The sequence below is a fragment of the Rhodococcus sp. NyZ502 genome (assembly GCF_041464245.1).
GTDB classification, from domain to species: domain Bacteria; phylum Actinomycetota; class Actinomycetes; order Mycobacteriales; family Mycobacteriaceae; genus Rhodococcus_F; species Rhodococcus_F qingshengii.
The window spans coordinates 4,850,652-4,875,699 of the sequence record NZ_CP167155.1; the positions used below are offsets into that span (position 1 = coordinate 4,850,652).

The 25,048-nt window shown below is 62.2% G+C and carries 27 protein-coding genes; 19 read left to right on the forward strand and 8 right to left on the reverse strand.

Annotated features, from left to right (window positions below; all coding sequences use genetic code 11):
* Nucleotides 1–73: 73 nt before the first annotated feature.
* The 3 genes from ACBG85_RS22265 to ACBG85_RS22275 all read left to right on the forward strand — a co-directional run bounded on the left by ACBG85_RS22265 (nt 74) and on the right by ACBG85_RS22275 (nt 2,419).
* Nucleotides 74–811 (forward strand): AzlC family ABC transporter permease, encoded by a 738-nt coding sequence (locus tag ACBG85_RS22265; protein ID WP_003940360.1) that lies wholly within the window; start codon nt 74–76, stop codon nt 809–811.
* The gene (locus ACBG85_RS22270; RefSeq protein WP_003940007.1) at nt 804–1,133 is read left to right on the forward strand and encodes a branched-chain amino acid transporter permease; all 330 of its coding nucleotides are present in this window, start codon (nt 804–806) and stop codon (nt 1,131–1,133) included. The genes ACBG85_RS22265 and ACBG85_RS22270 overlap by 8 nt, the downstream gene beginning before the upstream one ends.
* A 140-nt stretch (nt 1,134–1,273) precedes the next feature.
* Complete coding sequence (locus ACBG85_RS22275) at nt 1,274–2,419, forward strand: HoxN/HupN/NixA family nickel/cobalt transporter (protein WP_211920778.1); 1,146 nt, start codon at nt 1,274–1,276, stop codon at nt 2,417–2,419.
* A 22-nt stretch (nt 2,420–2,441) separates the two neighbouring features.
* On the opposite strand, the gene ACBG85_RS22280 is transcribed toward ACBG85_RS22275, so the two are convergent.
* Entirely contained in the window at nt 2,442–2,810 is a 369-nt protein-coding gene (locus ACBG85_RS22280) for a hypothetical protein (protein WP_030535333.1), read from the reverse strand.
* Between the two features lie 136 nt (nt 2,811–2,946).
* Here ACBG85_RS22280 and ACBG85_RS22285 point away from each other — a divergent pair, with 136 nt between their 5' ends.
* On the forward strand, nt 2,947–3,321 hold the full coding sequence (locus ACBG85_RS22285; protein ID WP_372024887.1) for a hypothetical protein: 375 nt from the start codon (nt 2,947–2,949) through the stop codon (nt 3,319–3,321).
* Nucleotides 3,322–3,608: 287 nt separating this feature from the next.
* Here the strand turns inward: ACBG85_RS22285 and gap are convergent, their stop codons facing one another.
* Both gap and ACBG85_RS22295 read right to left on the reverse strand, forming a co-directional pair.
* The gene (gene gap, locus ACBG85_RS22290; protein WP_372024890.1) at nt 3,609–4,604 is read right to left on the reverse strand and encodes a type I glyceraldehyde-3-phosphate dehydrogenase; all 996 of its coding nucleotides are present in this window, start codon (nt 4,602–4,604) and stop codon (nt 3,609–3,611) included.
* Between the two features lie 22 nt (nt 4,605–4,626).
* Entirely contained in the window at nt 4,627–5,205 is a 579-nt protein-coding gene (locus ACBG85_RS22295) for a TetR/AcrR family transcriptional regulator (protein WP_054188886.1), read from the reverse strand.
* Between the two features lie 129 nt (nt 5,206–5,334).
* Between ACBG85_RS22295 and ACBG85_RS22300 the strand changes: the two genes are divergently transcribed.
* Both ACBG85_RS22300 and ACBG85_RS22305 read left to right on the forward strand, forming a co-directional pair.
* The gene (locus ACBG85_RS22300) at nt 5,335–5,919 is read left to right on the forward strand and encodes a hypothetical protein (RefSeq protein ID WP_372024893.1); all 585 of its coding nucleotides are present in this window, start codon (nt 5,335–5,337) and stop codon (nt 5,917–5,919) included.
* Nucleotides 5,920–6,110: 191 nt separating this feature from the next.
* A complete protein-coding gene (locus tag ACBG85_RS22305) occupies nt 6,111–6,338 on the forward strand; it encodes a hypothetical protein (protein ID WP_020970523.1) in 228 nt (75 codons plus the stop codon).
* Nucleotides 6,339–6,432: 94 nt separating this feature from the next.
* On the opposite strand, the gene ACBG85_RS22310 is transcribed toward ACBG85_RS22305, so the two are convergent.
* Nucleotides 6,433–6,849 carry a hypothetical protein gene (locus ACBG85_RS22310; protein WP_007733561.1) on the reverse strand — a complete coding sequence of 139 codons (417 nt, stop codon included), beginning with the start codon at nt 6,847–6,849 and terminating at the stop codon, nt 6,433–6,435.
* A 147-nt stretch (nt 6,850–6,996) separates the two neighbouring features.
* Here ACBG85_RS22310 and ACBG85_RS22315 point away from each other — a divergent pair, with 147 nt between their 5' ends.
* Nucleotides 6,997–7,629 (forward strand): alpha-ketoglutarate-dependent dioxygenase AlkB, encoded by a 633-nt coding sequence (locus ACBG85_RS22315; protein ID WP_372024896.1) that lies wholly within the window; start codon nt 6,997–6,999, stop codon nt 7,627–7,629.
* Here the strand turns inward: ACBG85_RS22315 and ACBG85_RS22320 are convergent.
* Together ACBG85_RS22320 and ACBG85_RS22325 are read right to left on the reverse strand one after the other, a co-directional pair.
* Entirely contained in the window at nt 7,622–9,160 is a 1,539-nt protein-coding gene (locus tag ACBG85_RS22320) for an AMP-binding protein (RefSeq protein ID WP_050654741.1), read from the reverse strand. The genes ACBG85_RS22315 and ACBG85_RS22320 overlap by 8 nt on opposite strands.
* Entirely contained in the window at nt 9,157–9,984 is an 828-nt protein-coding gene (locus ACBG85_RS22325; protein WP_003939849.1) for a crotonase/enoyl-CoA hydratase family protein, read from the reverse strand. Before ACBG85_RS22325 ends, ACBG85_RS22320 begins: the two co-directional genes overlap by 4 nt.
* Before the next feature lie 105 nt (nt 9,985–10,089).
* Here ACBG85_RS22325 and ACBG85_RS22330 point away from each other — a divergent pair, with 105 nt between their 5' ends.
* Nucleotides 10,090–10,863, forward strand: coding sequence for a hypothetical protein (locus tag ACBG85_RS22330; RefSeq protein WP_065351305.1), 774 nt, complete (start codon nt 10,090–10,092; stop codon nt 10,861–10,863).
* Nucleotides 10,864–10,885: 22 nt separating this feature from the next.
* Here ACBG85_RS22330 and ACBG85_RS22335 read toward each other — a convergent pair whose 3' ends face one another.
* Entirely contained in the window at nt 10,886–11,578 is a 693-nt protein-coding gene (locus tag ACBG85_RS22335) for an SDR family NAD(P)-dependent oxidoreductase (RefSeq protein ID WP_064444223.1), read from the reverse strand.
* A gap of 134 nt (nt 11,579–11,712) precedes the next feature.
* Here ACBG85_RS22335 and ACBG85_RS22340 point away from each other — a divergent pair, with 134 nt between their 5' ends.
* The 8 genes from ACBG85_RS22340 to ACBG85_RS22375 all read left to right on the forward strand — a co-directional run bounded on the left by ACBG85_RS22340 (nt 11,713) and on the right by ACBG85_RS22375 (nt 21,527).
* Nucleotides 11,713–12,630 carry a LysR family transcriptional regulator gene (locus ACBG85_RS22340; RefSeq protein ID WP_020970528.1) on the forward strand — a complete coding sequence of 306 codons (918 nt, stop codon included), beginning with the start codon at nt 11,713–11,715 and terminating at the stop codon, nt 12,628–12,630.
* A gap of 139 nt (nt 12,631–12,769) precedes the next feature.
* Entirely contained in the window at nt 12,770–14,146 is a 1,377-nt protein-coding gene (locus ACBG85_RS22345; protein WP_007733570.1) for an MFS transporter, read from the forward strand.
* Nucleotides 14,147–14,209: 63 nt separating this feature from the next.
* Complete coding sequence (locus ACBG85_RS22350; protein ID WP_372024901.1) at nt 14,210–15,091, forward strand: shikimate dehydrogenase; 882 nt, start codon at nt 14,210–14,212, stop codon at nt 15,089–15,091.
* 44 nt (nt 15,092–15,135) lie between these two features.
* Nucleotides 15,136–17,088 (forward strand): FAD-dependent oxidoreductase, encoded by a 1,953-nt coding sequence (locus tag ACBG85_RS22355; RefSeq protein WP_372024904.1) that lies wholly within the window; start codon nt 15,136–15,138, stop codon nt 17,086–17,088.
* Complete coding sequence (locus ACBG85_RS22360) at nt 17,085–17,909, forward strand: aldo/keto reductase (RefSeq protein ID WP_042451272.1); 825 nt, start codon at nt 17,085–17,087, stop codon at nt 17,907–17,909. Before ACBG85_RS22355 ends, ACBG85_RS22360 begins: the two co-directional genes overlap by 4 nt.
* The gene (locus tag ACBG85_RS22365) at nt 17,909–19,003 is read left to right on the forward strand and encodes a Gfo/Idh/MocA family protein (RefSeq protein WP_007733574.1); all 1,095 of its coding nucleotides are present in this window, start codon (nt 17,909–17,911) and stop codon (nt 19,001–19,003) included. The genes ACBG85_RS22360 and ACBG85_RS22365 overlap by 1 nt, the downstream gene beginning before the upstream one ends.
* Nucleotides 19,000–20,727: an FAD-dependent oxidoreductase gene (locus ACBG85_RS22370; RefSeq protein WP_162113744.1), complete on the forward strand. Its 1,728-nt coding sequence runs from the start codon at nt 19,000–19,002 to the stop codon at nt 20,725–20,727. The genes ACBG85_RS22365 and ACBG85_RS22370 overlap by 4 nt, the downstream gene beginning before the upstream one ends.
* The gene (locus ACBG85_RS22375) at nt 20,724–21,527 is read left to right on the forward strand and encodes a sugar phosphate isomerase/epimerase (RefSeq protein ID WP_054825533.1); all 804 of its coding nucleotides are present in this window, start codon (nt 20,724–20,726) and stop codon (nt 21,525–21,527) included. Before ACBG85_RS22370 ends, ACBG85_RS22375 begins: the two co-directional genes overlap by 4 nt.
* Before the next feature lie 54 nt (nt 21,528–21,581).
* Here ACBG85_RS22375 and ACBG85_RS22380 read toward each other — a convergent pair whose 3' ends face one another.
* Complete coding sequence (locus ACBG85_RS22380; RefSeq protein ID WP_003940571.1) at nt 21,582–22,670, reverse strand: 3-deoxy-7-phosphoheptulonate synthase; 1,089 nt, start codon at nt 22,668–22,670, stop codon at nt 21,582–21,584.
* 373 nt (nt 22,671–23,043) lie between these two features.
* Here ACBG85_RS22380 and ACBG85_RS22385 point away from each other — a divergent pair, with 373 nt between their 5' ends.
* The 3 genes from ACBG85_RS22385 (at nt 23,044) to ACBG85_RS22395 (ending at nt 25,047) form a co-directional block, all read left to right on the forward strand.
* Nucleotides 23,044–24,093 carry an ABC transporter substrate-binding protein gene (locus tag ACBG85_RS22385; protein ID WP_372024909.1) on the forward strand — a complete coding sequence of 350 codons (1,050 nt, stop codon included), beginning with the start codon at nt 23,044–23,046 and terminating at the stop codon, nt 24,091–24,093.
* Between the two features lie 166 nt (nt 24,094–24,259).
* A complete protein-coding gene (locus ACBG85_RS22390; protein WP_003940575.1) occupies nt 24,260–24,550 on the forward strand; it encodes a CD225/dispanin family protein in 291 nt (96 codons plus the stop codon).
* Between the two features lie 50 nt (nt 24,551–24,600).
* The gene (locus ACBG85_RS22395; protein ID WP_165639070.1) at nt 24,601–25,047 is read left to right on the forward strand and encodes a DUF2752 domain-containing protein; all 447 of its coding nucleotides are present in this window, start codon (nt 24,601–24,603) and stop codon (nt 25,045–25,047) included.
* The last annotated feature ends 1 nt before the right edge of the window (nt 25,048 follow it).

Consider the following 25,048-nt stretch of genomic DNA (forward strand, 5'->3'; position numbering starts at 1 on the left):
ATTATTGCGCACTGTTCAATATGTGGGCATTCTGAGCAATCGATCACCTCGATCTTTGTTATAGATTTGCGTCGTGATCGAACCAGCATCATCGACGGCCGCACCGGCCGTCGAACTCCCACCGCGAACCCCGGCGTGGCGGCACGCCTTCCAGCTGTCGCTACCGGTTGGATTCGGCCTGCTCCCACTCGGGATCGCACTTGGCGTTCTTGTGGTCCAACAAGGGCTCAGCCCTTGGTGGGCAGTCGCTTTCACCTCGCTGATCTACGCAGGATCGCTGGAGTTTCTCGCGGTCGGAATGGTCGCGGCCATGACACCGCTGCCGTACGTCGCTCTGACCGCACTGCTGGTCAACTTTCGACATGTGTTCTACGCCTTGAGTTTTCCGCTGGAAAAGATTCGCAACCCCTTCGCCCGCTTCTACAGCATGTTCGCGCTGACCGACGAGGCCTATGCGATGTCGGTAACTGCCGATCCCAAGGCACTCACCGGACGCGTCATCGTCTACTCCCAGCTGTACCTGCACGGCTACTGGATCGGTGGCGCGATCCTGGGCGCGACGGCAGGACAGTGGATTCCGGACTCGATCGTCGGCCTCGACTTCGCCCTGACGGCGTTGTTCGTCGTCCTCTCGATCGAAGCGATTCGCGCACAAAACGGATTCGCGGTGCCGGTCGCCGCGGTCACCTGCGCTCTGGTCGCCCGGCTCGCAGCGCCGGACCACATGCTGCCAATTGCGATGGGCGCCTTCGTGCTCTTCCTGATCGGGCGCTTTGTCTACGACTCACGAAAGGCGAAGATCGATGCCTGACACCTCGTACATCTTTGCGGCGGTCGCAGTCATGGCCGTGGTCACCTTCGCGCTGCGCGCAATCCCCTTCGCCGCGCTCATGCCGCTGCGCTCCTCCGCCCTGGTCGGCTACCTCGGCATCTACATGCCGGCAGGCGTCATGTTGATTCTCGTCATGTATTCACTCAAAGGGGTGTCGATCACCGCCCCTTCTCATGGCCTACCCGAACTGATTGCAGTGTGCGCCACGATCGCCGCGCACCTCTGGCGAAAGAATGCCGTCCTGAGCATCGTCGTCGGAACGACGATCTACGTCGCGCTGGTCAATACCGTGTTCGCCTGAGCATTTCCCATCGACGAGCAAAATATCTTTACTCCCGAATGGGCAATTTGTAACCTCCAGGCGCTTATCTGAACAGTTGAACACTTATACGATTTCAGTAGCGTGGCCGCCGGCCGCGACTGAAGGATCGGTGAGGTTCGATGTCCACGACAATGACCACGACAGGCACTCGAATCGCCGGTGCTTGGCACAGTCTGGATCGAGGCCAGCGTCGAAGCATCATCGGGATGACCGTCACCGTCGTAGCGCTCAACGTCGTCGGGTGGGCAGTTCTTCTCGGCCTGGTTGTCCCCGGCCACTACACGATCGAAGGCAGTGTCTTCGGCGTCGGACTCGGCGTAACGGCGTACACGCTCGGCATGCGCCATGCTTTCGACGCCGATCACATCGCCGCTATCGACAACACCACTCGGAAGTTGGTAGCGGACGGCAAGAAACCGATGTCCGTCGGGTTCTGGTTTTCGCTCGGACACTCGACCATCGTCTTCGTACTCGTCGCCCTCTTGGCTTTGGGTGTGCGGCAACTGGCCACCAGCCTTTCCGACGACAACTCCGATCTGGAGAAGTGGACCGGCTTGTTCGGCACCACCATTTCCGGCACGTTCCTGATTTTGATCGGAATCTTGAACCTTGTCTCTCTCATCGGGATTCATCGGGTGTACACGAAGTACAAGGCCGGAACCTTCGACGAGGAACAACTCGAGAAGGAACTCGACAGCCGCGGCGCCTTGAACAAGATTCTGGGCCCGGTGATGAAGATGGTTCGCAAGCCCTGGCACATGTACCCGGTCGGCCTACTGTTCGGATTGGGATTCGACACCGTCACCGAAGTCGGGCTGTTGGTGATCGCCGGCGGCGCGGCGGCGACAGGGCTCCCGTGGTATTCGATCCTCGTTCTGCCGATCCTCTTCTGCGCCGGGATGTCGCTTTTCGACTCGATCGACGGATCGTTCATGAACTTCGCCTACGGTTGGGCATTTGCTCAGCCGGTCCGAAAGATCTACTACAACATGGTGATCACCGGACTCTCGGTGGCAGTGGCACTGCTGATCGGGACCCAGGAAATCATCTCGATTTTCACCGACAAACTCGACATTCACGACGGGTTTATCGGCGCCATCGGGAACTTGGATCTCGGCGCGATGGGCTTCATCATCGTCGGACTCTTCGTCGCCACCTGGCTGATTGCTCTACTCGTGTGGCGGTACGGCCGCATCGAAGAACGGTGGCAGGCTCAGTCCGGTGCAGCAGTAGCACGACGAGCGACAGCAGACGAAGCGATGTGAGTTCGACTCGGTCTACGCAGAATCATGGGCCACCCGAAAGCGAATAGCTGATGTACGTCTCGCCCCATTTCAGGTACGCGCTCGACGTCGCCTGGCCGCGGATCTGGTCGTTCTGCCACTGGTAGACAGCGCGCCACGGAAATACGGAACTCACTTGTTCCAAGGTGTACTGCTCACGATGGCCCTGCGCGAATCGCTGTTCGAGATCTTCACGAGTGCGCGGCGGGAAATTGCTGATCAGGTAGGTCCGGCCGAGAGACTCGATGCGCCCTGGCGGCGCAAAGACATCAGCGCTGCGATAAGTGAAGGCCAGATACAGGTAGGCCGCCACCACAATCGTTGCCAGCGCTACCGCGCCGATCTTGAATGCACGTCGAAGCAGGGTCGGCATGGCTCACAGTACAATCCAATTCTCCTGTCGAGCACATTCAGTGCGTTTCTCACATTTATCGAAAGACGCATCCCGCGGAGTTGGCGAGATGCAATAGTGGAGTTCGAACGGGGTCAGCCCCGGCTAGGAGAAAACGGTGCGGATACGTCATGCGGTAGTGGGTGTGGCAATCACGGGACTTGTTCTTGCAGTGGCAGGCTGCGGTAGCGGCGACGGCGAAGCTGCCGAGGGACCAGGGATCGCCGTGGCGGCGGAAACCAAGCAAGTTCCAGACCGGGTGACCGTGCATCGACCTGGCCTCATCGACACCAGCATTTCCCCGTTCGACGTGCCTGCATGGCCAGGGCCGCACCCCTCCGAATTCCTCGAGCCCAACCCGCCGTCGGGCGAGAGCGGTGAGATCGCCGGCGACCAAGCTGCGGCAACGTACGCGGCCTCGCTCGACAACCCCGATGCACTATGGAATGTCGGTGGAACGGTGGAGTGGCTGGTTGTCGATCCGCTTCGGTGAGTGTCTCCACCAGGACGCGCACATCAGCTTGTCCTGAACCTTTCCTGGGTTCTGGCGATGCCAATCAGGTTCGGCAGTTGTGAGCGGGCACTGAAAACGCATCTCAATCCCACGCCCTTGGCCAGTCGAGACGATGGCGGATCGATATTGCGGGCACCACGCCTGGGTATCGTCCGTGCGAGGGTTTCCCAAGGGGCACCAGTTCTCATCGCACAACAGTTCTCATCGCACATCAGTTCTCATCGCACAGCCTTACAGACAAAGCCTCCCGCCCTTGCGTCTGGTCTCTATGAGCCGACGCGCTGCGAGAGGTCGACGAGGCGATTCGAGAAACCCCACTCGTTGTCGTACCAGGCGAAGACCTTGACTTGTTCGCCGACGACCTGTGTGAGGGGAGCATCGAAGATTGCCGAGTGGGGATTGCCGATTATGTCGGCAGAGACAAGTGGCGCCTCCGAATAGGCAAGGTAAGACGAGAGTTCGGGAGTCTGCGATGCGACGCGAAACGCTTCGTTGATCTCCACGACAGTTGCCGGTCGTGAGAGATGGGCAGTGAGGTCGGTGATCGAACCGACTGGCACGGGGACGCGCAGCGAGAGTCCGGTCAATTTTCCGTCCAGCTCTGGGATGATCCGCCCGATGGTGGCGGCGGCGCCGGAGGAAGTCGGGATCGTAGACAATGCCGCGGCGCGAGCGCGCCGGAGATCGCTGTGAGGAGCATCGTGGAGGCGCTGGTCGCTGGTGTAGGCGTGGATCGTCGTCATCAGTCCGGACTCGATGCCGAACGCCTCGTGCAGCACCTTAACCATCGGTGCGAGGCAGTTGGTCGTGCAGGATCCGTTCGAGAATACGTCCTCCGACATGTCGAGGACGTCGTCGTTTACTCCGAGTACAACTGCAGGGACATCACTGTCGGCGGGAGCCGAAATGATCACCTTTCGCGCTCCCGCTGTCAGGTGTTGGCGAGCGTTGACCGAGTCCGTGAATCTGCCGGTCGACTCTATGACGACATCGACGCGTTCGGCTCTCCAGGGGATGAGGGACGGCTCGCGCTCAGAGGTGACGCGAATGCGCTTTCCTGCAACGAGAATCGCGTCCCCGTCGACCTCGACGCCGTCCAGATGACCGGACACCGAGTCCCACTCCAGGAGCGAAGCGAGGGTTGCGGCGTCGGCGATGTCGTTGATCGCGACGATCTCGACATCTGCATCGCTGCTTAGCGCAGCCCGCAGGTAGCTGCGACCGATACGGCCGAAGCCGTTGATTCCGATACGAACGGACATTGATTTCTCTTTCTCGAGTTGGTCAGTGATCGGTGCAGAGAGCGGACTGGGCGGCGTCGAGCAGGGAAATGGCTCCACGAACCGCCGCGTCCATCGGGCCCTGTTCACCCTGCGCGCGGGCAAGTACATAGCCGCCCTGCAGGACGGCTGCCAGCGTTCGCGCGAGATCCGCCGGGACGATGCTCGTCGGAAGTTCTCCTGCAGCAATCGCGGCAGTGATCGCCCGCTCCCAATGGTTCAGCATGGTGTCGAAGGCATTCGCAACAACTGCGATCAGTTCTGCATCCGTGACCACTTCCGGGTCCTGGGTCATCCGACCCACCCGGCACCCCCGAGTACCCGGCCGCGGCAATGAGAGGTAGCGCTTCATCTGTTCGAGGGGCGAGCCTTCTCCACCCAACGGAGATGACTCGCCCGTCATTTCTCGGGTAACTGCAGACAGCGCCTCTACCGCGAGTTCGTGCTTTCCACTGAAATGGTGATACATGCTGCCCTGGCCAACCCCGGCACGTGTCATCACGTCGCGTGGGCTCGTCGCTGCATAGCCGCGCTCCCACAACAGCTCTGCCATCGCACCCGTCAGCTGGTCCTTTGAGTTCACCAATCAACTGTAACAACTAGTATGTACAACCTCAACGTAGGTTCGACCAACAGGCCGGCCGGGCGATTGTGCGGTGATCGACCAGAGCATCGTTGCCGTTCTGGACGTGGCATCTGCAAGACTCCTGAAATGAAGCACGTCGGGCGCGAGGCAGCGGCACTGCTCAACGCGGCCGGGATCGAACTCAGCGAGGGTCTGACCGACGCAGAGTTCGATTCCGTCCACGAACGCTTTGGATTTCACTTCAACCCAGACCACCGCAGCCTTCTTGCCACTGCGTTACCACTTGGCGACCGTTGGCCGAACTGGCGTAGCGCCGACGACCTCGAGTTGGGTACTTGGCTAGATAAAGTCACCGAAGGTTTCATTTGGGATGCACTGCATCAACAACCACCGTTCTGGCCGGCATCGTGGGGCAGAATGCCCGCCTCACCCGAGGACGTCACCACAATCGTGCGTCAACAGATCGGAGCGTGGCCGCGCCTTGTCCCGATCTTCGCTCACCGCTTCACGCCCGCCGCACCCTCCCCCTCGGGATCGCCGGTGATCTCCGTGTGGCAGACCGACATCGTCTACTACGGGGCAAACCTCCTCGAATATCTCGCCAATGAGTTCCCCCTCGGACAGGGCCGAAAGACACTCTCTCCCATTAGCGTCCGCGTACCGTTCTGGTCCCGATTCATCGAGGCGGCCAACCGCGCGGAATCGATCTGACCGGCCAAAGGTCCTGTTCTGCCTGCCAAGAGTTTCGCAGACGAATTTCGCGGGTATTGATCACTTGCGGCGGCGATTTCCAGAGCGAGGGGTCAGCCGCGCAAGGTCTGCCCCCGGCTGTCACTCGCCGGGCGGCGGGCCGCCAAAACCAGCGGGCCGCCAGAAACTATCTGTGCCAGGCGATGATTTCGATGCAAACGACACGACTCGACACCATCCTGATTCTGATCGTCGGGACGGCAATCGGACTGAGCGTCTGGCTGGCTACGCAGGAACCATTCGCGTCGATCGGACTCGGAATCGCAACGGTAGTGATCTGCTGGATCTCTTGCTCGATGATCCATGGCTTCCCACACCGATCGACGAAGGACATGCGTCCGCGCGAGAACCAGGATCGCGAGTCACCGAAACGGCGCTGACGCCGCGTAGGGATGAGGCCAACCGTGGAGGCCCGGACACAGCGAAGTGAGTGGTTCACCTACCGCAGGTGAACCACTCACTTCGGTCAGAGGATCACACCTCGTCAGGTCGCCAGGTCGCGACGGCCCAGATCACAGCGACGTCGAGGGCGATGATCACGATCGACCACAGCGGGTAGTACGGCATCCACAGGAAATTCGCCACGATCGAAAGTGCCGCGATGACGAATGCCATCCCGCGGGCCCACGCCATGCCGACGAACAATCCCAGCGACACCGCGATGCCGATGATTCCGAGCACGATGTGGATCCAACCCCATGTCGTGACATCGAATTCGAAGGTGTAATTGACTCCGACGATCAGCAGATCGTTGTCCGCGAGAGCCGCGATGCCCTGCAGCAACGCGACGATTCCCGCGACGAAGAGCAGGCATGCTGCCGCCACCGTGGTCCCGATGGCAAAGCCTTGTCGGACAGGGTGGTTCGCATGAGATTGGTGCGGAGCAGTCATGACATCCCCTTCTTCGGCGAAATAGCGTGAGAACAGTATTCAAAGGTTCACGCCGCCGGACATCACCCAGCAAGGATGAACAGCCGTCCAGCACTGCAATCAAATTTCATGGGAACATATGTTCGATTTCGGTGTACGGTGGAGTCTATGACCGCCACGATGCAACCGTCTCTGTTCGACAACGGTGACCTCGGCGTTTCTTTGGCCGATCTCGACGGCACGGTGCAGCGACGTATTCTCACCGCCGGCGCATGGGTCGACCATCGCCCGGCCTGGCTCACCGGATCGGAGGCCGTGTTCGACAATCTGGAAGCCACGGTGCCGTGGCGTTCCGAACGGCGTCAGATGTACGACCACGTTGTCGACGTCCCTCGTCTGGTGTGTTTCTACGCAGAGAATCAACCACTGCCGGACGCACTTCTCACCGAAGCCAAAGACGCGCTGAGCAGTCACTACTTCGACGAACTCGGTGAACCATTCGCCACGTCGGGTCTCTGTTTCTATCGCGACGGTTCCGACAGCGTTGCCTGGCACGGGGACGATACGGGACGAAGTCGCACCGAGGACACGATGGTGGCCATCCTGTCTCTCGGTGCGGCTCGCCCGCTCCTTTTGCGCCCTCGTGGGGGCGGCGAATCCATCCGCTTCAATCTCGGACACGGAGATCTACTCGTCATGGGCGGATCCTGCCAACGCACGTGGGAACACTGTGTCCCGAAGAGTGCGCGGGCCCTCGGGCCGAGAATCAGCGTTCAATTCCGCACTCGCGGAGTTAGATAGCGTCGCGGAGTTCGTCTCGCAGCGCCTTCCGATTGAGCTTGCCGACGGCCGTCTTCGGTATGGATTCTGCGAAAACAACCCGACGCGGCTTCTTGTACGACGCCAGTCGCTCGCCGACGTGCGCGACCAATGATGCTTGCAGTACGTCGTTTTCGACGGTCCCGTCCTCGAGTACCACCACAGCCGTGACCGCCTCCACCCACTTGGCGTCGGCGGTACCCACCACGGCGACCTCACGGACAGACGGATGCGTCAGGAGTGCATCCTCGACTTCACGGGGGTAGACGTTGTATCCGCCGCTGATGATCATGTCCGAAGCTCGGTCCTTCAAGAACAAGAATCCTTCGGCGTCGAACTGACCGATGTCACGGGTGTGAACCCAGCCGTCTTCGGTGAAGGTGTCCGCATTCAGTTCCGGTGCATTGAAGTATCCGGCGATCGCCGATGGCGAGCGGATCACGATTTCACCCGGTTCTCCCTGGGGCACTTCGTTTCCCTCACCGTCGAGCAGCCTGATCTCGACGTCGATGGCCGGCTGACCACAGGACAGCAGGCGATCTTCCGTGTGATCTTCGGGCCGTAAGACTGCAATACACAGCGGTGCCTCGGTCTGCCCGTAGTACTGGAGAAAACGGTGTTGCCCCCACGCCTGCATTGCACGTTCGATGGTGGCCAGCGGCATCGGCGACGCACCGTAGATCACGGATTTCAGACTCGAGATGTCTGCGCTCGCAAAATCAGGGCGTTCGAGGAGCATCTGAATCATCGTCGGCACCAGATTGATTGCCGTAGCCCGATGCTCGGTTATCGAGTCCAAGAAGGTCGACGGGTCGAAACCGGGGAGGATGACGGTCTTACCGCCACGGAGCCAGAATGGAAGCACGAAGACACCGCTGGCGTGAATCAGTGATGCCGCGTGCAACATCGTGTCGTCCTGAGTCGCCGGAAGCAGATTGAGCAGAACATTGCGGCAGATTCCGGCGTAGCTGCGCTGAGTGTGCTGCGCGGCCTTCAGCGTTCCCGTGGTCCCGGAAGTGAACAGCGTCAGGATCACGTCGTCGGGATCTACCTCGACGTCCGGAGTGGCCGAAGACATGCCCTGTGCTCGATCCAACAGCGAAAGCTGCCCCTCCGCACCTGTTTCCAGCCCGACGAACATCCGATCCGGGAACCTGGCGGACAGTTCAGCAGCTCGGCCGGCAAGGTCAGTACCGAAAACGACGTGCGAGGTGTCGGTGTCCTCGAGCATTCTCGCGTGCTCGTCGAGCGAGAGACGCGAGTTGAGCGGAACCCTGTTGATGCCGGCTTTGACACACGCAAAATCGACAGGCACGCTGGCAAGAGAGTTGTTGACCAGCAACGCAACCCGTGCGCCACGCCCGATACCGAGCGCGATGAATGTATGCGCCAATCGGCTGCTGAGTTCGTCCACTTCCGTGAACGTCATCGATCGATCGCCGAAGACGACGGCTGTTCGCGGTCCGTGCTGTCGCGCACCACGGGCGATCAGATCTCGGGTTACGGGCATCATGGTTCAGTTTCCTCGTTCGAATTCGGGTTGTTCTCGAATCGGCCGTGCCGGCCGGCGCCCGCGGCGAACGCAGCAGCGCCGCGCACACCTTCGGCGATGACAATGGGATTTCCTGCGACACCCTCGGCGCGCAGTGCTTCGGCAAGTGGTAGATCAAAAGATCGGTAGGCCGATGCGCGATCCGCGAGCATGCAGAGTTGTGGGAAAGCGGACAACTGGTGCGCAAGCTCCTTGGCTACCTGGAGTGACTGCCCCACTGGAACAACACGATTGGCCAGTCCGAAGGCCAACGCCTCCGAAGCGTCGACCGGGCGACCGGTCAAGATCATGTCGAGCGCTCGCCCCTGCCCGACGATTCGCGGCAGTCGCACGGTCCCGCCGTCGATGAGAGGAACTCCCCAGCGCCGGCAGAAGACTCCGAACACGGAATCCTCCTCGCAGATCCTCAGGTCCGCGAGCAATGAAAGCTCGAGCCCTCCGGCCACTGCGTATCCACTGACGGCGGCGATCAACGGTTTGGACAACACCAACCGACTCGGCCCCATCGGGCCGGTGCCGCCGCCTTCCGGATGCAACTCGTGCACGCGCGCGGGGTCGGAGACTGCGGTCAAATCCGCACCGGCACAAAATGTGCCGCCCGCACCCCACAGAATTGCCACCTTCTGACTCTCGTCCGACTCGAATTCCAGGAAGGCATCACGCAACTGCGCCGCCATCGGCCCGTCCACCGCATTCTTGCGATCAGGGCGATTCATCACGATGACGGTGACGCCACCGTCACGCTCCACATAGACATCGCCACCTGGTCGATCGGAGTCGGTCACGATATTTCCTCACTGCTCGCGGATAAGGTTTCCCGGTACCAACCATGCCACTTGTAACAGAATTTGTCAGGAGTTGTTCAAAAGTTGTTACAAACTGATCGAGGAATGTCCGCAACCCGAGTTGTGCTGGACCTCGCAACAGCGAGCCCGGACACCGAGTTCAGCACCGCTGTGCTGACCCGGGCCGGCGAGATCGTCGGCGTCAGCGCATCGAGCATTCGCGTGGCAACGGGCCGCCTGTGCCGCGAGAACAAACTGCGTCGTACCGCTCGTGGAACGTACGTCCTCAACCCGGACGGTATCCCCACCTACAGCGAAGTGGAGGGGTGGCGAACTCGTACCGATCGCATACGCCCCTGGGACGGCACGTGGATAGCCGTCGAGCACTCAGCGCTCAAACGTAGCGACCGCACCGCCGCCCGAAGACACGATCAGGCGCTGCGCCTTGCGGGCTACGAGGAATGGAAGCCCACACTCGCCGTCCGCCCGAACAATCTGCTCGGCGGCACGGACAGCGCCCGCCGCACTCTCCGCCGACTCGGCGCCGCCCCCGAATCGGCTGTCATGGAAATCGCTCACTTTGCCCCCGAGGATGATTCGACAATCCGCACACTCTGGAACTCGGAAGCACTGTTGGCCGACATCGCCGAGGCCCGTGAAGCACTCACACAGGCGCAAACACGCCTGGCGACAATCAGTCGCGAGGAGGCGGCCCGCGAATCACTTGCTCTGGGCAGCGCGGTGATCGCGGTCATCGTGCGCAATCCGCTCCTTCCGGAAGAACTCGAACCGACACAGCCACTGCGCGAACTGATCTCGCACATGCTCGAGTACCAGGACGCATCTCGCGAACTGTGGCAGTCACTGCTCCGGTTCTGATCGATTTCTCCCAGAAGGTAATTCAGTATGTTGCACGGCCGCCGCTGGCGTCGTACACGGCGCCGGTCGAGTAACTTACCGCCGACGACGACAGCCAGGAGATCAGTTCGGCAATCTCGTCGGCCCTCCCCATTCGCGCCATCGGCGTCAAAGACTGCGAACGGGCGAGGATGGCCGGATCGGTGCCGGCATTCATAGGACTTTCCACGGCCGCCGGAGCTATCGCGTTGACCAGCACACCGGTGGTGGCGACCTCTTTGCCGAGTGATTTCGTCAGCGCGACGACGGCCGCTTTGGACGCGGAATATGCACTCTGATTCGGGTTTCCGTCCTTGGCCGCAATACTTGCGAGGTTGACGACCCTCCCCCACCCCGACGCAACCATCCCCGGCACGAACGCCCGGCACATCAGGAATGTCCCTTCGACGTTGATGCGGAACGTACGCTGCCAAGCCGCGAGGTCGACGTCGACGAGTGGCGCTGATGGTCCTACGATTCCCGCACTGTTGATCAAGATGTCGACTCTGCGGAGCCTGGTTCGAAGCGCATCGACTGCTGTCGGATCACTCACGTCGAGTTGTTCGTCCGCGCCTTCGGCAAGATCTGCCGTTACCACCCGAACTCCCCTCTCCGTCAACAGCTTTGCACTGGCGGCGCCGATTCCGCTCGCACCGCCGGTAACGAGCGCTGTGACACCCTCTGGGTAACCCTGCATCGCATTCACTCCTGAGTTTCTGTGCGCTACGCACTCAATTTATGTTGCAAACAGGCATAATTGCCGTCACACTGTGTAGAAATTCTGAATATATGGCGTTTGTTGTCAACGTCAAATACCTGGAGGCCTTGCCGATGGAAACCCGCTGGTTGCACGCGTTTGTCGCGGTTGCGGAAGAACTTCACTTCGGGCGGGCCGCATCACGGCTCCAGATGGCCCAGTCGCCGCTCAGCCAGATGATCCGAAAGCTCGAAAAGGACATCGGCGTCAAGTTGTTCGAACGAAGCACTCGCAGCGTCGCACTCACATCCGGCGGACATGCCTTTCTCCCCCACGCCTATCGCGTCATCGAGAACATGGAGACGGCACGACACGCTACGCGCGCGTCGTCGGGAGGCGTCTACGGACGAGTCACAATCGGGTTCACCGGAGTGCTCAACTATCAAGCACTTCCGCCACTGACACGCGCGTTGCGTCAGCGTTATCCGGAAGTCGAACTGACACTCCTCGGCCGGATCATGACGCGCGACGCGGTCATCCAACTCGAGAGCGGCGCCCTCGATCTCGCCTTCGTCGGACTACCCGTGGAATCCGCATCACTGTCTACCCGGCTGATCCGACGGGAGGCATTCGGCGCTGTGCTTCCGATCGACCATCCCCTCGCAGAGAGGGACGCGATCGACCTCCGCGAATTGGCCGACGACGGATTCGTGACCACCCCGCTCTCGGCCGGCTCGGCCCTCCAGGAAACCGCGATGCGCGCCTGCATGAACGCAGACTTCAGGCCTCGCGTGGTTCAGGAGATCACCGATCCGTACATGATCCTGATGCTCGTTGCCGCCGGCGTCGGTGTAGCGCTGATGACGTCCGGTATGGCTGCTATCACCCCACCTGGCAGTGTGTTCGTCCCACTCACCGGCGAGCCGACGTTCATGAATCACGGAATTGCCTGGTCACCGCGGCACATGACCGATGCGCTCGCCGTCGCATTGGAGACATCCGAGGAAATTCTGCCGACGCCGGAGATTGAGACCAAAAACGTCATTATCTGAGACTCATTTAGTGTTGGACGCGCCATAGTCCTTCGTGGCACTGTCGTCTCAGCCGCCGAAAGGTGAGGGACGTCACCGATGCGTGGTGCATCACCAAACGTGCCGCCACGGCCGGCCCATCGGGACGAAAGGACTTCACATGGCACCACCGATCACCTCCACCGGTTCCACGCACTCCACTGCGGAGCACCCGAATTCGAATGCGCGCCGCGCCGCCGTTTCGGGCTTCCTCGGCAGCACCCTCGAGTACTACGACTTCTTCATCTACGGCTCCGCGGCCGCGCTGGTGTTCCCCAAGATCTTCTTCCCCGGCGGCGGATCAACGGCAACCCTGCTCTCGATCAGCACCTTAGGTGTCGCCTACGTCGCCCGCCCGCTCGGCGCGGTGCTTTGGGGACACCTCGGCGATCGGTACGGACGCAAGAACGCGCTTCTCGCCTGCCTGCTCCTCATGGGTGTTGCGACGGTCATCGTCGGTTGCCTGCCGACCTACGACCAGATCGGCATCGCCGCGCCGATCATTCTCGTCTTGCTTCGCCTACTTCAAGGGCTCTCTGCCGGCGGTGAATCACCCGGCTCTTCCGCACTGACGCTCGAACACGCGCCGGATCACCGTCGTTCGTTCTTCACCTCGTTCACCATGAGCGGGATCATGTTCGGCATCGTCGTCTCCAGCCTGGTATTCATCCCAGTGGCGAGCCTGCCCGACGAAGACCTCTACTCGTGGGGTTGGCGAGTTCCCTTCTGGCTCAGCATCATCGTGACCGTCGTTGCCCTGTGGCTACGTCGTGCCCTGGATGAACCCGAGGTCTTCGAAGAACTGAAGGAACAGGACGAGACGGCCGGGATTCCCGTCGTCGAGATGTTCCGCTCGCACTGGCGCACCGTGATCCGTATCAGCATGAGCTCGACCTTCGCGATGATCAACACCATCGTCAACGTCTTCGCTCTGGCGTACGCCGTCGAATCCGGCTTCGAACGCTCCACGATGCTGTGGGCTATCGCGACCGCCAATTTTGTTGCCGTACTGACTCAGCCGCTGTTCGGCATCCTCTCGGATCGCTACGGACGCAAGCCCATCTTCGTCGTCGGCGCGATCGGAGCCGGCCTGATGATCTTCGTCTTCTTCCATTCGATCGGAACCCAAAGCGTCCCCATGGTCTTCGCTTCGGGAATCGTCATGATCGGAATCTTCTACGCGATGCCCAACGGCACGTACCCGGCGTACTTCCCGGAGCAGTTCCCCGCGAAGGTCCGATACACCGGAATGGCCGTCAGCCTCATGCTCGGACTCCTTGTTGCCGGCTTCACACCGGCTATCGCTCAGGCGATATCAGCCGGAGACAAGAGCAACTGGACACCGGTTGCCTGGATGTGCCTGGGCTTCGCCGTCGTCTCCGCCATCGCGGCGATGACCGGACCGGAAACGTACCGCACGCCCACAGCAGAACTGGGCCAACCGAAGCCGAGCCTGCCGATCAAGCAGGACTCAGAGCTCACCAGCAACAACGCTTGACCGGACCGGCCCCTCGCGCTGAATTGCCGCGAGGGGCCGTCCCCACTTATGCAGGAGAATGTCATGACCACCGAATACACACGTCACCGTATCGGCCTTGTCGGGTCGGGTATCGCCACCTCACTCTCGCCCGCGTTGCACGCACACGAAGCAGCAGCACTGGGACTCGACGATTACAGCTACGAACTGGTAGATCTCGAGAACCTGAACATCTCGGTCGAGAAAACCGGTGAGGTGGTGCGTGGCGCCGTCGCGGGCGATTTCACCGGACTGAACATCACCCACCCGTGCAAGCAGGTTGTCGTGGACGCGCTCGACGAGCTGTCCGACAACGCGCGGTTGCTCGGTGCCGTCAACACGGTTGTGGTCGACAACGGCCGTTTGATCGGCCACAACACCGACCACAGCGGATTCCTCACAGCACTGCAGCGCGGTTTGCCCGACGCCGCCTTGGACCGAGTGGTGCTTGCCGGGGCAGGAGGGGCGGGTTCCGCTGTGGCATACGCACTCGCCGCCGCCGGCACCACGGATCTTCGCATCGCAGATATTGATCCCGCTCGCGCTGCCGATGTGTGTTCTCGCGTCGCCTCGGCCTTCCCTGGCACGCGCACAACGGCTTTGGCGATCGATGAGATCGCCGTCAACCTGACTACGTGCGACGGCGTCGTCAACGCATCTCCGATCGGCATGGTGGGTCACCCCGGAACTCCCTTCGACCCTGCGGCGTTGCATTCCGGATTGTGGGTCGCTGACATCGTTTATCGACCGATGCGCACCGAATTGCTCAACGCTGCAGCTACTCTCGGATGCGCAGTTCTCGACGGTGGGCAGATGCTGGTGGCTCAAGCCTCTGACACCTTCACACTCCTGACTGGTGTCGAAGCCGATACGGATCGCATGCGCAGCCATCTGAGCGAGCTGCTCTCCGAGACGGCATGCGCATGAGCACAACCGAACACCTACTTTCTCGCGAAGTACCAGGAGCACTAATGAATGTGACTGCGCCGTTCGCCGAACCTCTCGACATGGGCAGCGTCCGCCTCCGGAACCGGTTCGTGTCCGCCCCGATGGAACGCAACTACTGCGAAGTCGACGGCACTATGACGGACGAGTACATCGCGTACCTCGCTCGCCGCGCCGAAGGTGGTGCTGCACTGATCTTCACCGAAGCGAGCTACGTGCGCGCCGACGGCAAGGGTCGCATCCGGCAGATGGGCGTCGACGTCGACGAACGGATTCCCGGCATCAAGAAGATGGCCGACGCGATCCACGCTCACGGCGCCCTCGTCGGAGTCGAACTCAACCACGGTGGACGTACGGCGCAAGGTTCTGTCAGCGGGTTTGTTCCCGTTGCCCCGACACCGATTCCGTGTTTGGTTGTCGGCGGCGAGATGCCAGAACAACTCGACGGCGACGACATCGAGCACATCATCGAATGTTTCGGTGAAGCCGCGGCACGCTGCCAGCAGGCCGGCGTCGACGTCATCTCCCTGCACGGTGGCCACGGGTATCTGATCCACCAGTTCCTCTCCCCTGCTTACAATCACCGCGACGACGAGTGGGCCGACCCCACCTTGTTCGTCAACAAGGTCATCGCCTCCGTCCACGAGCACGCACCGGGAATCACTCTGGGACTCCGATTCTCAGCCTTCGAAGGCATCGACGGCGGACTCGACGCCGAGATGACTCGCGCTCGCATCGGCGCCATCGACACCGACCGACTCGATTTCCTCGACGTCTCGGCCGGCAACTACGAAGCGGGACAGTGGATCATCCAGCCCGGTGAATGGTCGCGCGGTCTCCTCGCGCCGTACTCCGAGCAGTACCAGCGCGACTTCGACATCCCGGTGGGAGTGGCCGGACGCATCACGTCGCCGGAGATCGCTGCGCGGATCATCGAATCCGGGCAGGCGAACTTCGTCAGCATGGCTCGTACGCTGCACGCAGATCCGGACTTCCCGAATCGCGCCATCGACGGTGGCCGGTACCGCCCTTGCATTGCCTGCAACTACTGCATCGACAGCCTGGCCGCCGGCCCCATTCCCTGCTCCGTCAACCCGTGGGTCGGCCGCGAATTGGATCAGCCTACCAAGCCGGCTGATGCCACCGTGCGGGTCGCCGTCATCGGTGCCGGGCCGTCGGGAATGGCCGCTGCCCGCGACCTCGCACTTGCCGGTCACCGCGTCGACCTGTACGACGAGCGACCCAGCCTCGGTGGCGACTTCGCTCTGGCATCGAAGCTTCACGAGTATCCCGAATATGGACGGATCGTGGACTGGTACGCCGCGGAACTGGCTGAACTCGGGGTCCACTGCCACACCTCGACCCGGGTAGATGCTGCTTTGCTCTCCGGTGTCGATTTCGACGCCATAGTTCTTGCCGCCGGCGGCGTCGGCCCCGTGGTCGATCTCCCCGGAGCAGCAACCCGTACCGTTCGCGACGTCCGCGAATTCCTCGTCTCCGGCGATCCAGCTCCTGCCGCTGTCACCATCTTCGGCGCCGACCGTGAGGCTGCGGCCGTCGCCGACGATCTCCTTCAGAAGGGCACCCAGGTCGTGATGATCGGCCCGCAGGAAACCATCGCGCACGACGTCGGACGCCGCGGAAAGATCGTGCTGCTGCCGCGCCTGGCCGCAAGTGAGAACCTCACGACCTACCTCAGCTCGATCGTCACCGCAGTCGCCGCTGACCGCGTCACGATTTCGACGGCCGGTGTGCTGAGCGAGGTCGATGCTCCGGGCGAACTGCTGATCTCGCAAGGCGTCGAGCCGCGTTCGGAACTTCTTGCCGAACTCCGTTCACTGGCACCACGACTCGGAGTACATACCGTCGGCGACGCGAGCGGTGACGGCGGGTCCATCCATGCCGCACTCGTGACCGCAGCCGACGTTGCCGTCGCGATCACCGCCGCCGCTGCGGCACGTCAGGAGGTTCACGCATGACCACACAGGCAGCCACACCCGTGGCAACTGCATTGCCGCCCATTGGACTCGGAACCTGGCCCCTGGTCGGTACCGACGCCACGAACTCGGTTCTCTCCGGCATCGAGGCCGGGTACCGCCTCATCGACACCGCCGCGATCTACGGCAACGAGGGCGCCGTCGGTGTGGCGCTGGCGGAATCAGGTGTGCCGCGAGAAAAACTGTTTGTCACCACCAAACTTCGTGGCAACGACCAGGTTTCCGGCGACATTCGGGGCGCCCTCGAGCAGAGTCTGGAACTACTGGGACTCGACCAGCTGGATCTGTTCCTGATCCACTGGCCACTCCCGCGAATCGATCGCTATGTCGCGTCGTTCGAGTCGATGCTGGCCTGCCGCGACGCCGGACTGGTTCGGTACGTGGGTGTGTCGAACTTCCTGGAGCTCCACCTGCGCCGCGTCGTCGCCGAAACCGGCGAGGCACCGGCAGTCAACCAGATTCAGATGGACCCGTCGCTCGCTCGGATCCCGGTTCGCCGCGCAAACGACGAACTTGGCATCTTCACTCAGTCGTGGAGTCCGCTCGGCCGGGGTGACGTGCTCGACAACGCCGTTGTGAGCGAGATCGCCGGTCGAATCGGTTGCACACCAGCTCAAGTGGTCCTCGCTTGGCACGTCGCGCAGGGTGTGGTTCCGGTCGCGCGATCAGCGAACCCGACGCGTCAGGCCGAGAACCTGGCAGCACTCGACGTCACCCTCACCAGCGAGGACATCGAAGCACTGAACAGTCTCGACCGCGGCGAGTCTGCCGCGCGGGACGTCGAAGCAGAGGAACATTTCTGATGACGTTGAAAGTCGGAATCGTCGGCTGCGGCAAGATCGCCGGCAACCATGCCCGCGCGCTGCAACAAGTCCCCGGTGTCGAGGTGATCGGCTGCTGCGATCCCGATCTCGGACGCGCCCAGGAGTTCGCGGCAGCGCACGGCATTCCCGCAGCCGTGAGTTCAGTGGAGCAACTTCTCGCCCTCGGACTCGACGCCTGCACCGTTTGCACGCCGCACCCGGTACATGAAGAGGTAGTCGTGGCCGCTGCCGAAGCGGGTGTACATGTTTTGTGCGAGAAGCCCATCGCAGTCGATGTTGCTGCCGCCGACCGCATGATCGAGGCCGCCGACCGCGCCGGTATCACGTTCGGGGTGCTCTTCCAACGCCGATTCTGGCCGGCAGCACGTCGGATCCGCGACGCCATCGACGACGGGCGGATCGGACTACCCATGCTCGGTGAGGCGTCGGTGATCCTGCACCGCCCGTCTAGTTACTACTCGGCCGATGCGTGGCGCGGACGCTGGGACACCGACGGCGGTGGCGTGCTCATGACACAGGCCGTGCACCAGATCGACATGCTGGCCTGGTTCATGGGCGAGGCCGTCTCGGTCAGCGGCTTCATCCGCACCCACACCCACGGTGAGCACATCGAGACCGAAGACAGCGCGTCAGCTGTGATCTCCTTTGCCTCGGGCGGCACCGCCACCGTCACCGCGACTACCGGTGCCAATCACAATCTGGGTAACCGCGTGACGGTGATCGGGCGCACCGGCGCCATTGCCAGCGTCCTCGAATTTCCTGAAGGGCACGAGGGTGTCAACGAAATCTGGACCGTGCCGGGCGAAGTCGAGTTCCGGTCGCCGTACTCCGCCGACATCGACGCCAATCTCGATGTGGGAGCGGTCAATGCGGCACTGACCGACTTCCACACCCTGCAGGTGCAGGACTTCGCCGACGCGGTCCTGACCGGGCGCGAACCCGCCGTCACCGGTCGAGACGCGCGCGCGTCACTTGCCATCATCGCCGCAATCTACGAATCGTCACGAACGGGCAAGGTTGTCGAGCTGACATCGACACCGACCCTCGCAACAACTGCCAAGGAGCAGAAATGAGTAGCAGTACCCCCCTCACCTACGACGTAGTTGTCGTGGGCTCCGGCGCAGGCGGGCTTTCCACAGCAATTGCCGCAGCACATGGCGGCGCTTCCGTACTCGTCGTCGAGAAGGCCGACACCTGCGGCGGCGCAACGGCCTGGTCGGGCGGGTGGATGTGGACCCCACGCAACATGTTTGCCATCGCCGATGGGGTTGTCGAGGATCGCTCGGCACCGCGGACATATCTGGAAAACCGACTCGGCGACAACTTCGACGCCGCCAAAGTTGATGCACTCCTCGACGGCGCCCCGGAGATGGTCGAGTTCTTCGAACGCAAGACTGCTCTGAAGTTCGTGCCCGGAGCCAAGATCGCCGATATTCACGGTGACACACCGGGCGCCGGCACGGGTCACCGTTCCGTCGGACCGAAACCGGTGAGTCTGCGAAAGCTCGGACCAGATGTCGCGGCGCTACTGCGTCGGCAGCTGTACGAAACGTCGTTCCTCGGTATGGGCATCATGGCCGGGCCCGACCTGCAGGCTTTCCTGCACTCGACCCGCTCACCAAAAGCCTTTGTGCACTGTGGTGTTCGGGTGACTAAGCACATGTTCGATCTCGCCACCAAGCGTCGTGGTCAGCAACTCGTCAACGGCACTGCGCTTGTCGGCATGATGCTTCGCTCAGCGCTCGATCTCGGCGTCGAGTTTCGGGTGAAGACGTCCGCGACCGCGTTGCAGACCGATGACGACGGCCGCGTTGTCGGCGTCCGCCTCGAAAGTCCGGACGGCGCGTACTCGGTAACTGCCCGACGTGGTGTCGTACTCGCCACCGGCGGCTTCGCCCAGGACATCGACCGACGACGCGAACTGTTCCCGCGCACCCCCACCGGCAACGAGCACTGGTCGCTCACCCCGAAGACAACTACCGGCGACGGCATCACCCTCGGCGAATCCGTGGGCGGCCGACTCGACCGCACCCTCGCCTCCCCCGTCGCGTACTGCCCCGTCTCCATCGTTCGCTACCGCAACGGCAAGGAAGGTGTGTTCCCGCACATCCTCGATCGCGGAAAGCCCGGTGTCATCGGAGTTCTCGCGAACGGCAAGCGGTTTGTCAACGAAGCACTCGGCTATCACGACTACACACTCGCGATGGTCGAGCAGGTTCCCGAGGGCGAAGAGGTGTGCTCGTGGTTGATTGCCGATCAACAGTATGTGCGATACCTCCCGCTGGGCATGGCGAAGCCCTTGCCGATCCCGATCCAGCCGTACCTGCGCTCGGGGTACCTCACGCGTGGGCGCACTCTTCGGGACTTGGCCGAGAAGATCGGCGTCGACCCCGTGCAGTTGGAGAAAACCGTCGCAGCTTTCAATATCGGGGCCGTGGCCGGTGAAGACCCCGAGTTCGGTCGCGGTACAACACCGTTCAACCGAGGTTCCGGAGATGCTTCCAATCCGTGGCCGAACCCGTCGCTCGCGCCCTTGCAGAAGGGTCCGTACTACGCGGTGAAAGTCGTGCCAGGGAGTTTCGGCACCTTCGCCGGACTGGTCACGGACTCGTCGTCGCAGGTTCTCGATGACAACGACCGCCCCATCGAGGGGTTGCTCGCCGTCGGCGTCGATCAGGCGAGCGTGATGGGCGGGCACTACCCGTCCGGGGGCATCAACCTCGGACCGGCCATGACATTCGGTTACCTGGCCGGCCGGGAACTGGCCGGAGCCAAGACAGTTGGAGCGCACGCATGACACTCTCACTCGGACTGGCAGCCCTCACAGTGCTCGACACCGCACCGATGCAGCACGTCGCCTTGGCTGAAAAGCACGGCTTCGACACCATCGGTATCCGTCTGATGCCCGCGGCACCAGGTACGACGGCCTACCCTCTGCACGAGGACAAGCAGTCGTTGGACGAACTGGTGCGTCGACTGGGCGATTCACCGGTCGAGGTATTCGACCTCGAAATCATCCGTCTTGCAGCCGACTTCGACCCCACCGACTACGTTCCGCTGCTCGAAGCCGGAGCACAGCTCGGAGCCAAAGCCGTTCTGGTGGGCGGCGACGACCGCGACCGAGCTCGGCTCACGGACTCCTATGCCCGCCTCGCTGAACTGTGCGCGAACTACGGCATCGTCGCCTCGCTCGAATTCATGCCGTGGACTGCGGTGCCCGATGCGCGTGCGGCCATCGAGATCGTCTCGGCGGCAGACGGTCCGGCTCGTAGTGTCCTCGTCGACGCATTGCACACCGACCGCTCGGCGACAACGCTCGAGGATCTTGCGTCCATCCCGCGCGAGTGGCTGCACTATGCCCAGATGTGCGACGGTTCGACCCCCGCTCCCACTGGGGACGCAGAGCTGATCCGTCAGGCCCGCGAGGAGCGTCTGGTGCCCGGCACCGGCGGCATCGCCCTGGCCGACATCTGGTCGACTTTGCCTGCCGGACTGCCGGTCAGCATCGAACTGCCCAACGAGCCACTGCGCCGCGCCGTCGGCACCGACGCCTGGCTGGAGCGCCTGGTCGAGGCCACGCGAGAAGTGTTGGCCTAGCGGCCCTGTGCGCCTTTTTGGTAGTTGGCGCTACCAGAAAGGCGCACGGGGGCGTCAGCCCCTCCGAGCCGCAACGGCCTGCGCCAGACGGTCCAACTGCGCTGCGGTGGTGGACCAGTCGATGCACGCGTCGGTGATCGACTGGCCGTAGGTGAGCTCGTCCGCCTTGCCCAAGGTCAGGTCCTGACGGCCGGCCTCGATGAAACTCTCCAACATGACGCCCGCGATTCCCTGCTCGCCCTCGGTCAGACGTCGGGCAATGTCGTCGAGCACGATGACCTGACGCTCATGGTCCTTGCTGCTGTTACCGTGGCTCGCGTCGATGACCACGCGCTCGGGCAGGTTCGACTTACGCAGGCGGGCAAGGGTGTCCGCGACGGTCTCGGCATCGTAGTTCGGTCCGTCGCTACCGCCACGAAGAATGACATGGCAGTCGGGGTTGCCCGCGGTACGGATCAAGGCAGCCTGGCCGTCGAGGTCCGTTCCGGGGAACACGTGGCTCGCTGCCGCGGCGCGGGTGCCGTCGACGGCTACCTGCACGTCACCTTCGGTGGAGTTCTTGATACCGACGGGCATGGACAGCGCGCTGCACAGCTGACGGTGAACCTGACTGGCGGCGGTCCGGGCGCCGATCGCACCGTAGCTGACCAGGTCGGCAATGTACTGAGGCATGATCGGATCAAGGAACTCGCAGCCGACTGGCAGGCCCAGGCTCGACACGTCGAGAAGCAACTTGCGGCCGATACCGAGCCCGGTGTTGATGTCGAACGTGCCGTCGAGGTGGGGGTCGTTGAGCAGGCCCTTCCACCCGAGTGTGGTGCGCGGCTTTTCGAAGTAGACGCGCATGACGATGTGCAGATCGTCCCGCAGTTCTTCGGCCTTGGCGGCCAACCGGCGGGCGTAGTCCATCGCCGCTTCCGGATCGTGCACAGAGCACGGACCGACTACGACGATCAAACGATCGTCGTCACCGTTGAGGATGTTGATGGTGTCGGCCCGACCGGTGCGCACAGTGGCGGCCGCGACCTCGTCCGGAGCGTGCTGAGCACGAACAGTCGCCGGTGACACGAGCGGACTGATACTCACAGTGCGCTGATCGTCGAGGCTGTCCGAAGCTGCGGTGGTGTCGATGGTGACAGTCATGGGGTTTTCGGTTTCCTGTTCTCAGGCCGACCCCAGAGATGAAGAGAAACTCCAGCGAGCCGGTCTGTAGTCCGGCTCTTGGGTGGAGGTTGTCAGCGCGTGGTTACGCCGGCAGGCCCACCCGGGGCCGGCCTGCTAAACCAGAAATAGACGCGCTGCATGTCGGCCACGATACCTCGAGTTCGGATCAGATGGGCGCGCCCCTCCACAACGAGCCGAATCCGAGGGGAGAGTCCCGTGGCACGAGCCCGTGACGAATGGCCAAATCCGCTGAGTGGTTGGCGCTTTCGAGTAAGGCTCCGGCTGCGAAGTTCGAATACGTTGGTCAGGCACCTGCCAATGCCCGGAACATCAGATGGAGCTGCGCCTTCTCATGCCTGTGATCGAATCGACCGAAACCTTCCACCCGACGGTGTCCCCTTCTGCGACCGAAACCCCCTTGCAGTTGACAAAAGATGTGGACGACGAATTCACCCGTCTGATCGATTCCTTGACACGACGCGGATTCCTGGCCGGTGCGGCGGCGCTCGGTGCACTAGGCGCACTGTCTGCATGTTCGGGCGAATCCAGCGGCACCGAAGCCTCGGACGAGTGGGTCGACATCGTCGTCGCGGACCAGGCCTACCGCCTGCCGCGGGACCCCAAGCGTGTCGTGGTGCTCGAAGCCCGCGGGGCCCTCGATTTTGCACTACTTGCCGAGTACCCGATCGTCGCGACCAATTGGGATCCGAAGTCTCAACTCATGCGCCAGGTACCCGCCGGCGCGGCTCGCCTCGGTGGGACGAACAACGAACCGAATGCCGAATCGATACTGAGCCACGACCCCGATCTTTTGGTCGTCGGGAAAGGCTGGTGGGATTACTACCAGGACAAGGGCCTGCTCGGCACTGACATCGCACCGGTGCTCGTCGTCGACGAGGGCACGACGAGCTCGTCGTGGAAGCAGGCCATGACCGCGCAGCTCACGGCTCTCGATCGCCGCGAAGTCGCCGAACGCGTCATCGCCCGATACAACGCCGAACTTGCGCAAGCGCGGGCCAAGATCGGTGGTCTCCTCGAAGGCAAGTCGATTGCGATCGCCGGCGCAGACAGCGGTCAGATCTGGCTGCAGAACAACACGTTCGCCGTGTCGGTTGCGCAGGACCTCGGCTTGAACGTCTTGACCGACGCTGCCCATGCCGCACCTGATCGGAAGGATTCGACTTTCTACAGCCTCGAGGAGCTTGCGATCTTCGACCAGGCCGACTTCGTCTTGCTACAGAACCCCGACGCTGTGGAAGCCGAGTCGCCCACGTGGAAACGAGTCCGCGCTGTCCAGGACGGCCATGTCGGGCATCTGCGATACGACCTCAACAACGGCCTCGCTCTGACTGCGATGGCCCTGGCCGCTGATATCGCCGAGCAGGTACAGGTCATGCGCTGACGTCTTCGGTATCGCCTTCCGAATCAGAAATCAACCGGATTCTCTGTCATACGAACAGTCGATACTGACTCACTCGGAAACGGATTATGTTGTCACCTGCCCGTGCTCTTCGCACGTCAGAGGGTGTTTCTCCGAACGCCCTGTTTCTCCGAACGCTAGGTGACCAATGACGCAGAACCCGTACTACGGCCAGCAACAACCGGTCGGCCCTCCGCCGGACAACAATCTGGTCTGGGCGATTCTCGTGACAGTGTTCTGCTGCCTCCCGCTCGGCATCGTCTCGATCGTCAAATCAAGCCAGGTCAACACTTTGTGGGCGCAAGGTCAGTTCGACGCTGCGCGAAAATCAGCTGACGATGCCAAGAAGTTCGCCTTGTGGTCAGTCGGCGCAGGTGTTGCCGTCGCTGTTCTGTACTTCCTTTTTGTCGTCGTCCTTGCCGGATCGAGTTCCCTGTGACCGCCGACGCCGACCGGCGACACTGATCGACGGCCAAACACCGAACTGCAATGACACCGAATTGTGGTGACACCGAGAACGATGACATATCACGACTCGCCGCACTGAAGGCGCCAGCGGCAGTTGCGTTCACGGCAATTGCGCTGTGCGGCTTCATCTCCTGGAGTGACCCCACCACACCTGGTGGGGTCATTCCCGTTTGTCCGACCAAAGCGCTGTTCAACGTCAATTGTCCCGGTTGCGGTAGCACTCGGATGGTGTACAGCCTCATCCACGGCGATTTCGGTGCAGCGATGCGTTTCAATGCCTTTGGCCTCGTGATGCTGCTTGCACTGGCGTTCACGTACGTCTCGTGGACGACCGCCCGCACCCGTGGAAGACCCGTCGTGCTCTGGCATCAGTTGCGCTGGTCACCGGCTGTGATCTTGACACTCGTGTTGATCTGGACGACGGTCCGCATAGCCCCGATCCCGATATTTGCCAGTCTCCGCGTCTAGG

Coding starts and splice junctions, on each gene's coding strand:
- ACBG85_RS22270 (WP_003940007.1), top strand. CDS start 804: ATGCCTGACACCTCGTACATCTTTGCGGCGGTCGCAGTCATGGCCGTG.
- ACBG85_RS22275 (WP_211920778.1), top strand. CDS start 1,274: ATGTCCACGACAATGACCACGACAGGCACTCGAATCGCCGGTGCTTGG.
- ACBG85_RS22280 (WP_030535333.1), bottom strand. CDS start 2,810: ATGCCGACCCTGCTTCGACGTGCATTCAAGATCGGCGCGGTAGCGCTG.
- gap (WP_372024890.1), bottom strand. CDS start 4,604: ATGTCCGTTCGTATCGGAATCAACGGCTTCGGCCGTATCGGTCGCAGC.
- ACBG85_RS22300 (WP_372024893.1), top strand. CDS start 5,335: ATGAAGCACGTCGGGCGCGAGGCAGCGGCACTGCTCAACGCGGCCGGG.
- ACBG85_RS22305 (WP_020970523.1), top strand. CDS start 6,111: ATGCAAACGACACGACTCGACACCATCCTGATTCTGATCGTCGGGACG.
- ACBG85_RS22310 (WP_007733561.1), bottom strand. CDS start 6,849: ATGACTGCTCCGCACCAATCTCATGCGAACCACCCTGTCCGACAAGGC.
- ACBG85_RS22315 (WP_372024896.1), top strand. CDS start 6,997: ATGACCGCCACGATGCAACCGTCTCTGTTCGACAACGGTGACCTCGGC.
- ACBG85_RS22320 (WP_050654741.1), bottom strand. CDS start 9,160: ATGATGCCCGTAACCCGAGATCTGATCGCCCGTGGTGCGCGACAGCAC.
- ACBG85_RS22330 (WP_065351305.1), top strand. CDS start 10,090: ATGTCCGCAACCCGAGTTGTGCTGGACCTCGCAACAGCGAGCCCGGAC.
- ACBG85_RS22335 (WP_064444223.1), bottom strand. CDS start 11,578: ATGCAGGGTTACCCAGAGGGTGTCACAGCGCTCGTTACCGGCGGTGCG.
- ACBG85_RS22340 (WP_020970528.1), top strand. CDS start 11,713: ATGGAAACCCGCTGGTTGCACGCGTTTGTCGCGGTTGCGGAAGAACTT.
- ACBG85_RS22345 (WP_007733570.1), top strand. CDS start 12,770: ATGGCACCACCGATCACCTCCACCGGTTCCACGCACTCCACTGCGGAG.
- ACBG85_RS22350 (WP_372024901.1), top strand. CDS start 14,210: ATGACCACCGAATACACACGTCACCGTATCGGCCTTGTCGGGTCGGGT.
- ACBG85_RS22355 (WP_372024904.1), top strand. CDS start 15,136: ATGAATGTGACTGCGCCGTTCGCCGAACCTCTCGACATGGGCAGCGTC.
- ACBG85_RS22360 (WP_042451272.1), top strand. CDS start 17,085: ATGACCACACAGGCAGCCACACCCGTGGCAACTGCATTGCCGCCCATT.
- ACBG85_RS22365 (WP_007733574.1), top strand. CDS start 17,909: ATGACGTTGAAAGTCGGAATCGTCGGCTGCGGCAAGATCGCCGGCAAC.
- ACBG85_RS22370 (WP_162113744.1), top strand. CDS start 19,000: ATGAGTAGCAGTACCCCCCTCACCTACGACGTAGTTGTCGTGGGCTCC.
- ACBG85_RS22375 (WP_054825533.1), top strand. CDS start 20,724: ATGACACTCTCACTCGGACTGGCAGCCCTCACAGTGCTCGACACCGCA.
- ACBG85_RS22380 (WP_003940571.1), bottom strand. CDS start 22,670: ATGACTGTCACCATCGACACCACCGCAGCTTCGGACAGCCTCGACGAT.
- ACBG85_RS22385 (WP_372024909.1), top strand. CDS start 23,044: ATGCCTGTGATCGAATCGACCGAAACCTTCCACCCGACGGTGTCCCCT.
- ACBG85_RS22390 (WP_003940575.1), top strand. CDS start 24,260: ATGACGCAGAACCCGTACTACGGCCAGCAACAACCGGTCGGCCCTCCG.
- ACBG85_RS22395 (WP_165639070.1), top strand. CDS start 24,601: ATGACACCGAATTGTGGTGACACCGAGAACGATGACATATCACGACTC.